The 9027-nt window shown below is 57.2% G+C and carries 14 protein-coding genes; all 14 read right to left on the reverse strand.

Features of this window, described 5'->3' with window-relative positions:
• Positions 1-122: 122 nt before the first annotated feature.
• The 14 genes from ACFPN1_RS15910 to ACFPN1_RS15975 all read right to left on the reverse strand — a co-directional run bounded on the left by ACFPN1_RS15910 (position 123) and on the right by ACFPN1_RS15975 (position 8831).
• On the reverse strand, positions 123-521 hold the full coding sequence (locus tag ACFPN1_RS15910) for a hypothetical protein (protein ID WP_386756199.1): 399 nt from the start codon (positions 519-521) through the stop codon (positions 123-125).
• Between the two features lie 80 nt (positions 522-601).
• Entirely contained in the window at positions 602-976 is a 375-nt protein-coding gene (locus ACFPN1_RS15915; protein WP_386756200.1) for a hypothetical protein, read from the reverse strand.
• Between the two features lie 87 nt (positions 977-1063).
• A complete protein-coding gene (locus ACFPN1_RS15920; RefSeq protein WP_386756201.1) occupies positions 1064-1390 on the reverse strand; it encodes a nucleoside triphosphate pyrophosphohydrolase family protein in 327 nt (108 codons plus the stop codon).
• Between the two features lie 716 nt (positions 1391-2106).
• Complete coding sequence (locus tag ACFPN1_RS15925; protein WP_386756202.1) at positions 2107-2529, reverse strand: hypothetical protein; 423 nt, start codon at positions 2527-2529, stop codon at positions 2107-2109.
• A gap of 716 nt (positions 2530-3245) precedes the next feature.
• A complete protein-coding gene (locus tag ACFPN1_RS15930; RefSeq protein WP_386756203.1) occupies positions 3246-3788 on the reverse strand; it encodes a hypothetical protein in 543 nt (180 codons plus the stop codon).
• Positions 3789-3909: 121 nt separating this feature from the next.
• On the reverse strand, positions 3910-4122 hold the full coding sequence (locus tag ACFPN1_RS15935; RefSeq protein ID WP_386756204.1) for a hypothetical protein: 213 nt from the start codon (positions 4120-4122) through the stop codon (positions 3910-3912).
• A gap of 79 nt (positions 4123-4201) precedes the next feature.
• Positions 4202-4528, reverse strand: coding sequence for a nucleoside triphosphate pyrophosphohydrolase family protein (locus ACFPN1_RS15940; protein WP_386756205.1), 327 nt, complete (start codon positions 4526-4528; stop codon positions 4202-4204).
• A gap of 1040 nt (positions 4529-5568) precedes the next feature.
• Positions 5569-6015 carry a hypothetical protein gene (locus ACFPN1_RS15945; protein WP_386756206.1) on the reverse strand — a complete coding sequence of 149 codons (447 nt, stop codon included), beginning with the start codon at positions 6013-6015 and terminating at the stop codon, positions 5569-5571.
• A 409-nt stretch (positions 6016-6424) separates the two neighbouring features.
• Positions 6425-6766 (reverse strand): ribonuclease E inhibitor RraB, encoded by a 342-nt coding sequence (locus ACFPN1_RS15950; RefSeq protein ID WP_386756207.1) that lies wholly within the window; start codon positions 6764-6766, stop codon positions 6425-6427.
• Positions 6767-6844: 78 nt separating this feature from the next.
• Positions 6845-7141: a hypothetical protein gene (locus ACFPN1_RS15955; protein WP_386756208.1), complete on the reverse strand. Its 297-nt coding sequence runs from the start codon at positions 7139-7141 to the stop codon at positions 6845-6847.
• A gap of 68 nt (positions 7142-7209) precedes the next feature.
• Positions 7210-7434, reverse strand: a complete 225-nt coding sequence (locus ACFPN1_RS15960; protein ID WP_386756209.1) for a hypothetical protein — start codon at positions 7432-7434, stop codon at positions 7210-7212.
• A 131-nt stretch (positions 7435-7565) separates the two neighbouring features.
• On the reverse strand, positions 7566-7859 hold the full coding sequence (locus ACFPN1_RS15965; RefSeq protein ID WP_386756211.1) for a hypothetical protein: 294 nt from the start codon (positions 7857-7859) through the stop codon (positions 7566-7568).
• A gap of 46 nt (positions 7860-7905) precedes the next feature.
• A complete protein-coding gene (locus ACFPN1_RS15970; protein ID WP_386756206.1) occupies positions 7906-8352 on the reverse strand; it encodes a hypothetical protein in 447 nt (148 codons plus the stop codon).
• Between the two features lie 74 nt (positions 8353-8426).
• Positions 8427-8831 carry a uroporphyrinogen decarboxylase/cobalamine-independent methonine synthase family protein gene (locus ACFPN1_RS15975; RefSeq protein WP_386756213.1) on the reverse strand — a complete coding sequence of 135 codons (405 nt, stop codon included), beginning with the start codon at positions 8829-8831 and terminating at the stop codon, positions 8427-8429.
• Between the last annotated feature and the right edge of the window lie 196 nt (positions 8832-9027).

A 9027-nucleotide genomic window follows, 5' to 3' on the forward strand; every position in this document is an offset into this window, starting at 1 on the left:
GCAGAGACACTGTGATGCCATTGCCCATCGACTCAACACCAGACCGAGGAAGCGCTATGGCTATCGCAGCCCAATGCAAAAACTATTCGGTTAGAGGAGCTTGTCGCACTTGGTGGTTGAATTCACGGCGCATCCGGCGGCGCCCCGTAGAACGATAGCTCAATGCTGCAGCCAAGATCACTGGCCAGCAGGATCATTGGACGTGGAATCTGGTAGCAAGGCCAGGGACGATCCTCAGTGGCAAGGTCATAGAGGCCAAAGTCGATCGTAGCGGCCGAGAACCCAAGGCTCCGAATAAGCAGAAGGTCCTGCTTGTGCTTGCGGATGAACTTGGCCGCTTGCGCCGTCTGGGCGGCAATGCCATCAGCGCCCGATAGCTCAATGTTGAATCCCGAAGTCTTGATCGGGCCCCGGCTCTTTAGAACGCCAGCGTCGCCCTTCCAGAAGACGCGGTCGGGCTGGATTGAAGAAGTTGCGAGGAATCTACGGACCTTTGCCGTTGATCCCGAAACCCGAAGCATGCATGACGGCATCTATGCGCCCTAACGCCTGAATTAAGCCGAGCCGCGAAGCGGCTTCGGCTTGAATGAATTGTTAGGCCTCAGTGCATGACCAGCTTATGCCAGTACGGTGCAAAAGGCGGCTTTGGGAACACAACACCTAAATATGTCTGAGCCCAGCACTTGGAGCGACCGTTATCCTTATCTGAGAAGTAGCCAACTACTTTTCCCGACTCGTCAATTTCGAGGATCTGGGTAAGCGAGCCCTCTGCCATGTAGTAACACCCATCCCGCTCATCGAGGTGGTGCTGATTGTTGAACTCTGCCCAAGTCTCCGCATAGCTGGAAGTTGCATCGGAGTGCTTCGACCGCTCCGCCTCAGCGCGGGCGTCTGCTTGTTTGAAGTTCTTCGCAGACTGAGCCGAAGCCGGAAGGGTGAGGAGCAAAGCTACTGCCAGAAAGAAAGCTCGAATCATCATTGGCCCCTCCATGAGGCCTAACGCCTGAATTAAGCCGAGCCGCGAAGCGGCTTCGGCTTGAATGAATTGTTAGGCGGCAGCCGGTTACTTGGCCAACTCGCCGGATACATACTCAATTAGCTCTCCAGTGTTCTTGGAGAACTCCGCTTGCAGATCAATACCGCACTTGTTGGCTAGGACAATGATCGACCACAAACAGTCAGACAGCTCGTGGCCAAGCTTGGTCTGGCAGTCATCAATGTCTCGCACGCCGGCGTGCGCCTGAATCAGCTTTGCCAGATCACCTACGTCCCCGATGAAGCCAAGCGCAAGTTCCTGGGTGGTCCAGACGCGACCCCACCGCTTAACCTCGAGTTTTTCGTAGAGCTCGTTTAGCTGTAGTGCCGCTTTTTCAAGATCGCTGAAGTTCACGTATGCCGCCTAACGCCTGAGTTAAGCCGAGCCGCGAAGCGGCTTCGGCTTGGACGAATTGTTAGGCCGCCAGTGTCGCCCTGAAAACTGGAGCACCGCAAGCCTGCCGGGTGGCCGAAGCCTTGAGCAATCGTAGCGCGCGGCAGGAAGCCGCGTGCGCATCTCGGGAAACAGAAGGTTGGGCGAATTGCTTTGGTTGCAGGAGCTTTGGGCGCAAGCCGTGAAAAGCGCAGGACGCGCCGCCGAGAACTTGCAGAAATCGGAAGCCAAAAGGCGAGAGTGGCTAGTGCGCGAGACTGCTTCTACGAAAGAACCCGTGCGGCCTAACGCCTGAATTAAGCCGAGCCGCGAAGCGGCTTCGGCTTGAATGAATGGTTATGCAGCCAGGAGACCCGGAGGACGAGGCTGCTGAAGAGATCTTAGCCCAGGACAATCGGTGCCCGAGAATCACCCCATGGGGCCGGGAAAGGAATCGGGCGGGCTTTGGCCGGCCGAAGGCGAGGGGCGCCGGATTGGCTGCCAAGGACACCGCGCGGCGCCGGCGAAGTGCTGGAAGACGCGATGCTTTTGGCGCAGATGCCAGGCCAATAAAGCTGCGGAACAAGACCGGGTGCACGAGAGGCTTAAGCAACCTCTATTCCACCGCGCATAACGCCTGAATTAAGCCGAGCCGCGAAGCGGCTTCGGCTTGAATGAATTGTTAGAGGGCAGGCCCGTCATGCCCATAGTTGAGAAATAACGGTAAGAGCAGTACCAGCCGACCCAAAACCGAAGAGGACAAGTTGCCACCAGAATAGACGCCAAGAAAGCTGCCCCATAACTCTTGAGTCAAAGCGATCTAAGGGGTTGATAGGTTCATCTTTCCAGCGCGAGCGAGCGATCTTTGCGGTGGCTCGAAAATCACGAAGGCGGTTGATGGCGCACCAAACAGCCAAGGCAACTGAGGCAGAAAGCAAGACTACTGAGGCCGCTCCTACGAACAGTAAGCACTTTGGTGTTGGTTGAATCGAGGTAAGGCCGGAGACTAGAAAGGCGAGCAGGCCAGTGGCAAGGCCAAGCACAAGATTTGATACGGACGAGAAATAGTCACGTGTAATGCCTTGCCACCGGATAAAGCTTTCAAGATCTTCAGCGGCCATTAGTGTCTCCCATGCCCTCTAACGCCTGAATTAAGCCGAGCCGCGAAGCGGCTTCGGCTTGAATGAATTGTTAGGCCGCCGATGTTGCCGGGACAATTGGGGCGATGGCAACTGTCCGCCTTTCGGTCCGAAGCCAGGACCGCCGGGGCGCGCTTTGAAGACCCTGAGCGCATCCCGAGAATCACGTAGCGAGGTCGAGAGACTTTGGTGTGTTGGAGCTGCGGGCGCATCCCGGATTGCCTGGGCGCGCCGCGAGGACCTGGCCGAGGAATCAATGAGCGCAGCCCAAAATGCTGGCACTCGCTTAAAACCACTCCTTCTGCTTTTGACTTGCTTGCGGCCTAACGCCTGAATTAAGCCGAGCCGCAAAGCGGCTTCGGCTTGAATGAATTGTTAGGCCGCCGATGTTGCCGGGAAGGTTGGGGCGATGGCAACTGTCCGCTTTTCGGGCCGAAGCCAGGACCGCGGGGGCGCGCTTTGGAGACCCTGAGCGCATCCCGAGAATCACGTAGCGAGGTCGAGAGACTTTGGTGTGTTGGAGCTGCGGGCGCATCCCGGATTGCCTGGGCGCGCCGCGAGGACCTGGCCGAGGAATCAATGAGCGCAGCCCAAAATGCTGGCACTCGCTTGAACCCACTCCTTCTGCTTTTGACTTGCTTGCGGCCTAACGCCTGAATTAAGCCGAGCCGCGAAGCGGCTTCGGCTTGAATGAATTGTTAGGCCGCGCCGACGATATGCCCAGCCGCGACCACGGATTTGTAGACGAACCAGGCAAGTAGAGAAATGCCTGAAACAAGACCAGTGATGCTTGATACGAGAAAGGCTGGCTGCCAGTACTTGTTTGCAGAAGCAATGGCGTTATTGACGTCATTTGCATGAAACGGTGGCTTGCGCGAGAAGAGGCGGCCAAGCGCCCAAGCCTTGTACAGCTCAAAGACCACGAAGACGAATAGGGAGGTTGAGATCAGTGCGCCCGTGGATGCAAACAGCCAAAGAGACATTTCGTCGCGAGTTTGTGTCCAGAGCGTAAAGAATCCGGCGTAGCCGGCCAGCATGACGACTTGAGTGTAGTGCGCTGTGTCCCGCTTAAGTTCTTCTACGGTCTTGTCCACGGTCGATTGGCCCGTCTGAGATGCTGCTTGTCTTGAGGCGTATTGAACCTGCTGCTGGCACTCACCAATGCGCTTTTCGTGGTTGGCGAGTGTGCTTTGAACGCCGCGGATGAATTTGTTCAGCCTTTCCGTGTCTCGGTCATTCATTGACTGTCCCCCGTGAACGCTGGGTGCGCGGCCTAACGCCTGAATTAAGCCGAGCCGCGAAGCGGCTTCGGCTTGAATGAATTGTTAGGGCGCGTGCGCATGAGAGCGAACTAAGCTGCCCTTAACTCAATATCCGTGGAAGGAATAACAGTGCAAAGAGAACCATGCCAATAGCAAATGTCAGTTCTGCGGTGGCTCTCTGTTGTCGCCGGTTCTTGCCGCCAACTGTCTTTGCAACCACAAGTGAAAGGATACTCAGGGCGATCACTGCAATGGCAATCGAGTAGAAGGAGCCCGTGATATGTGCGGTTGCTTTTTCGAGTTGCGAGTTCATGTGATCAGCGCCCTAACGCCTGAATTAAGCCGAGCCGCGAAGCGGCTTCGGCTTGAATGAATTGTTAGGCGGCAGCCGGTTACTTGGCCAACTCGCCGGATACATACTCAATTAGCTCTCCAGTGTTCTTGGAGAACTCCGCTTGCAGATCAATACCGCACTTGTTGGCTAGGACAATGATCGACCACAAACAGTCAGACAGCTCGTGGCCAAGCTTGGTCTGGCAGTCATCAATGTCTCGCACGCCGGCGTGCGCCTGAATCAGCTTTGCCAGATCGCCTACGTCCCCGACGAAGCCAAGCGCAAGTTCCTGGGTGGTCCAGACGCGACCCCACCGTTTAACCTCGAGTTCTTCGTAGAGCTCGTTTAGCTGTAGTGCCGCTTTTTCAAGATCGCTGAAGTTCACGTATGCCGCCTAACGCCTGAATTAAGCCGAGCCGCGAAGCGGCTTCGGCTTGAATGAATTGTTAGGCCGCAGCCCTGCGCCGGCGCCGCCAACCTAACCACAAACCAGCCACATGTAGTGCGAGCAAGACGATGCCCGAGCCATAGGCTGCCACAGCGTAAGTCCTGCCTTGCTCAGAGACAATGTCCGGGCCAACGAATGGATCGCGAACTGGCTCTAACCCAGAAAGGATGAGAATCATGGAAACGGGAAGCAGGACAACTCCCAGAGCAACGCGATAGCGACCCGCGAAAAAGGCGACAACACCGAACAGAGCACCGGTAAGCCACAGTTGCGGAATTGACGCGACCTTGTCCGATACTTCGGCAAATACCGGTAGAGGTAGGAGAGCCAAGAGCAAAGAGATCGATCGCGAGAGAGTTTTCATGCGGCCTAACGCCTGAGTTAAGCCGAGCCGCGAAGCGGCTTCGGCTTGAATGAATTGTTAGGCGGCGCACCAAGAAACACGGGCCGCCTATCGCGTGGAATGTGTCAGAAGCTTGCGTAGAACAATAAGAACGAAACCAGCCAAGACAAACAAGACGATGGACATCTCCACAAACACCACGTCATAGGATGCTTCGCCATCCGCTATGACTGGCCAAAACGTGCGCAGGAAGCCGGGCGGGCCGATCCAGCCGTGATACATCCATTGTCGCCACCAGCCTACGGCTCCAAGAACGGCAATGGCCGATACCAAGATCAAGCCGGCGACGCGAGATAGAGCTGTCTTTCCGATCATTGTGAAGGCTGCCTAGCCGCCTAACGCCTAGTAGACCCCAAAAGCGGGGATATGGGCGGGATATTCAGGTGGCGCCGACGGGGAGTCAAGGCGAGAAAGCGCGAGGAATATCAATCGGTTGCGCCGGGCCGGACGGGCGGCGAGGGCGCCAGGAGCGCCGTGCATATTTCACTTTCCGGGGCGACAAGTTTTATGAGCCCAAAAAGTTGAATTTGCTCTTGTCCGGCGGAGCGGTGTTGGTTGCGGCCTAACGCCTGAATTAAGCCGAGCCGCGAAGCGGCTTCGGCTTGAATGAATTGTTAGGCGCCACCCGCACGATCCAAGCTGCGAACGGCAGCGCAAACAACTCCGGAAGCCATCCGAGCACGAACGAGCCGGGATGCTCGGTGAAGAATGAATTGCCCACAAGACCCAAGTTGAGCCAGATAAAGCCTGGAATCACGGCAAGAAGCAGGTACAGCCAGAGCTTGGCCGGGCGAAGTTTGGTAAGCACGAAGGCAGCCGGGAGTGACAGAACAACGCTCGTCAGGAAATCGATCGGAAGGAGAACTGCCCGAAGCGACTCTCTCAGCCCAAGATCAACCAACCACCTAGGCACGGGCGAGTGGGCGGCAATGTTGGCCCAGCAGAAGAGCAGGAAATAACATTGGGCAATGCCGAGCAATACAGCTGCAGCGGCAGATATCGGAAGTCTTTGTAGCGTCATGCGAGAACCCTCCCTGTGGCGCCTAACGCCTGAATTAAGCCGAGCCGCGAAGCGGCTTCGGCTTGAATGAATTGTTAGGCCGATGGTGCAGGAGACTCAAGGGCCCGGCAAGCATGCTCTTGTTGGCCGAAGTCGGGAGGACCGAGCGCGCCGCTGGGAGCTACGGGCGCACCCCGAGAATCAGCTGGCAGAACGCGAAAAGAATCGGGCGTTGGAACCTGCGAGCGCACCCCCGACAACGTTTGGGGCGCGCTCGACACGTTGGCCGGAGCCGCTCTTGCCTTTCGGGAAACAAGCGAAGCCGGGACAGTGACGCCGCAAACAAGCCGCTTGGAACAGCTTTGCTCACCCAGCGGCCTAACGCCTGAATTAAGCCGAGCCGCGAAGCGGCTTCGGCTTGAATGAATTGTTAGGCCGCATTGTGCATGACACCCCACGACTCGCAAACGCCGCCAAACGGCTCCATTGCAGCAGTGACCCTCCGCTGGGTGGACGTGACACCTTCATAGGTGAGCGGGCCTAGGACCTGAAACTCGACATAGCCCGCCATGCTTTCACTCGGCGGGTAGAGGCCGAGCTCACCGTACTGGGCCCGGAGCCACTCAAGTGCTGCGGCCGGAGGTGGCCAGCTCTCGAAGTCGACGTTGTAGTCGACTGAGTGCGGCACGGAAAAATCGAAACCGTCGGCTGCGAGATTGCGGAAGACTCCGCCGTCCGCGTCATTCGGCCAATCTGCGGTGAGGTGTGCCATGCGGCCTAACGCCTGAATTAAGCCGAGCCGCGAAGCGGCTTCGGCTTGAATGAATTGTTAGGCCGCAAGCCGGCGCTGTTAACCAGCATTGTTGCGAACCCGTGCCAGGCCAACAGCGAGACCAACAGCCAAAAACACCATGTACGGTATGAAGCACATTATCCACATGGCGCCAAACGCAAAATCGTACTCGCCGAGCTTGGGCAGATGGCTGAGAGTAACCAGCAGGAAGAGCAGCAGGAATGGCGAGATGGCGACAAGGCCTGCCCGAAAGAGAGGTCGCCGTGACGGATTGAGCCAGTAGCCAATGATGAGCAGGGCCGGAACTCCGAGCTCGATTGCTATGGCCCCTGCATTTAGTGCGCTTTCGCTCATGGGAATGATCTGCGGCCTAACGCCTGAATTAAGCCGAGCCGCGAAGCGGCTTCGGCTTGAATGAATTGTTAGGCGCCACTGCTGCGCCCGAAGTGGTTGTACAAGCCGATGATAACCGCGGCAATGACGAGCACGATCAGTCCGATGGTCTCCAAGTCAGTGTCTGACCAGGAGAACCGTTTGCGAAAGGTTTTGCTGAAAAGAAACGGCGAGATGACCGCAACGCCAGCGGCCAGGCAAGCGGTGCCAAGCCAGAAATTGAATTGCCACCAATCAATGATTGCCTTGAGCATTGGTGTTGCGTCTAACCTCGGGCGAGTGGCTTTTTAGAAGATTAGCGAGAAGGATCGGTGGCGCCTAACGCCTGAATTAAGCCGAGCCGCGAAGCGGCTTCGGCTTGAATGAATTGTTAGGCGCCAGGCCGTTAGCCGACCACGGTGACCACATCTAGCGTCTCGATGTATATCCACCGGCCTTGCTCAAGGCGGAACACGTAACGCTTGCTTGGGTCCGGCGCCATTGCTGAGAGAGTGCCATCGGTGCTGGCATACCAGCAAATCTTTCCGCTAGGTGGCTCAGGAACCTGCGCTAAAAGCGATTTCTCTGCGGTTTTGTCCAGCTTTATGAGCCCTGAGGGATGCTGCCCAGGTTGAGGCAAGTGCGAATAGATGGGGCATTTCGCGGCCTCTGCCGGAGCAAGCCACAGAAGCATCAGCATGAGTGTCACGTAGCGCATAACTGTCCTCTGGCGCCTAACGCCTGAATTAAGCCGAGCCGCGAAGCGGCTTCGGCTTGAATGAATTGTTAGGCGCCACCCGCACGATCCAAGCTGCGAACGGCAGCGCAAACAACTCCGGAAGCCATCCGAGCACGAACGAGCCGGGATGCTCGGTGAAGAATGAATTGCCCACAAGACCCAAGTTGAGCCAGATAAAGCCTGGAATCACGGCAAGAAGCAGGTACAGCCAGAGCTTGGCCGGGCGAAGTTTGGTAAGCACGAAGGCAGCCGGGAGTGACAGAACAACGCTCGTCAGGAAATCGATCGGAAGGAGAACTGCCCGAAGCGACTCTCTCAGCCCAAGATCAACCAACCACCTAGGCACGGGCGAGTGGGCGGCAATGTTGGCCCAGCAGAAGAGCAGGAAATAACATTGGGCAATGCCGAGCAATACAGCTGCAGCGGCAGATATCGGAAGTCTTTGTAGCGTCATGCGAGAACCCTCCCTGTGGCGCCTAACACCTGAGTTAAGCCGCGCCGCGAAGCGGCGTCGGCTTGAACGAATTGTTAGGGCGCACCTTCTGCCACCCCATAAAACGATAGCTCGATAGTTGCACCAAGCTCGGCTGCGAGTTGAGCGACCGCAGTTGGGACCGAGTAGCTAGGCCACGGCTGATCTTCAGTGGCCAAATCATAAAGCCCGAAATCGATCGAGACGGCACGGAACCCAAGCTTGGGGATGAGACTGAGCGCGGTCTGGTGCTGGCGGGCAAAGCGAACAGCCTGCCGCGCCTGTGCGGAAAGACCTTCTGCAGCCGACAGCTCGATGTTGAAGCCCGATTGCTGCGTGACGCGGCCACCTGGGCGGGCCTCGCCCTTCCAGAACACCCGAAGCGGCTGTAAGCCTGACTGCGCCAGGAACTGGCGGACCTTTGCAGTTGATCCCGAAACCCGCAAAACGCATGAAGGCATCTGTGCGCCCTAACGCCTGAATTAAGCCGAGCCGCGAAGCGGCTTCGGCTTGAATGAATTGTTAGGCGCCGGAAATTGCCAAAGTAAGTGCGACAACTCCAGCCCCCAAGAATGCAGGGGTGAGCTGGCAGACTGGTTGGGACTCTGATCCGGCAAGAAAGGAGCCCCAACCGTGACGTACCACCAGCTCACCGAG

The sequence above is a fragment of the Lysobacter yangpyeongensis genome (genome assembly GCF_042655745.1).
GTDB classification, from domain to species: Bacteria; Pseudomonadota; Gammaproteobacteria; order Xanthomonadales; family Xanthomonadaceae; genus Agrilutibacter; species Agrilutibacter yangpyeongensis.

Excerpts from the sequence above, each read along its gene's own strand:
- ACFPN1_RS15910 (WP_386756199.1), bottom strand. The coding sequence starts at position 521 with ATGCTTCGGGTTTCGGGATCAACGGCAAAGGTCCGTAGATTCCTCGCA.
- ACFPN1_RS15915 (WP_386756200.1), bottom strand. The coding sequence starts at position 976 with ATGATTCGAGCTTTCTTTCTGGCAGTAGCTTTGCTCCTCACCCTTCCG.
- ACFPN1_RS15925 (WP_386756202.1), bottom strand. The coding sequence starts at position 2,529 with ATGGCCGCTGAAGATCTTGAAAGCTTTATCCGGTGGCAAGGCATTACA.
- ACFPN1_RS15930 (WP_386756203.1), bottom strand. The coding sequence starts at position 3,788 with ATGAATGACCGAGACACGGAAAGGCTGAACAAATTCATCCGCGGCGTT.
- ACFPN1_RS15935 (WP_386756204.1), bottom strand. The coding sequence starts at position 4,122 with ATGAACTCGCAACTCGAAAAAGCAACCGCACATATCACGGGCTCCTTC.
- ACFPN1_RS15945 (WP_386756206.1), bottom strand. The coding sequence starts at position 6,015 with ATGACGCTACAAAGACTTCCGATATCTGCCGCTGCAGCTGTATTGCTC.
- ACFPN1_RS15950 (WP_386756207.1), bottom strand. The coding sequence starts at position 6,766 with ATGGCACACCTCACCGCAGATTGGCCGAATGACGCGGACGGCGGAGTC.
- ACFPN1_RS15955 (WP_386756208.1), bottom strand. The coding sequence starts at position 7,141 with ATGAGCGAAAGCGCACTAAATGCAGGGGCCATAGCAATCGAGCTCGGA.
- ACFPN1_RS15960 (WP_386756209.1), bottom strand. The coding sequence starts at position 7,434 with ATGCTCAAGGCAATCATTGATTGGTGGCAATTCAATTTCTGGCTTGGC.
- ACFPN1_RS15965 (WP_386756211.1), bottom strand. The coding sequence starts at position 7,859 with ATGCTGATGCTTCTGTGGCTTGCTCCGGCAGAGGCCGCGAAATGCCCC.
- ACFPN1_RS15970 (WP_386756206.1), bottom strand. The coding sequence starts at position 8,352 with ATGACGCTACAAAGACTTCCGATATCTGCCGCTGCAGCTGTATTGCTC.
- ACFPN1_RS15975 (WP_386756213.1), bottom strand. The coding sequence starts at position 8,831 with ATGCCTTCATGCGTTTTGCGGGTTTCGGGATCAACTGCAAAGGTCCGC.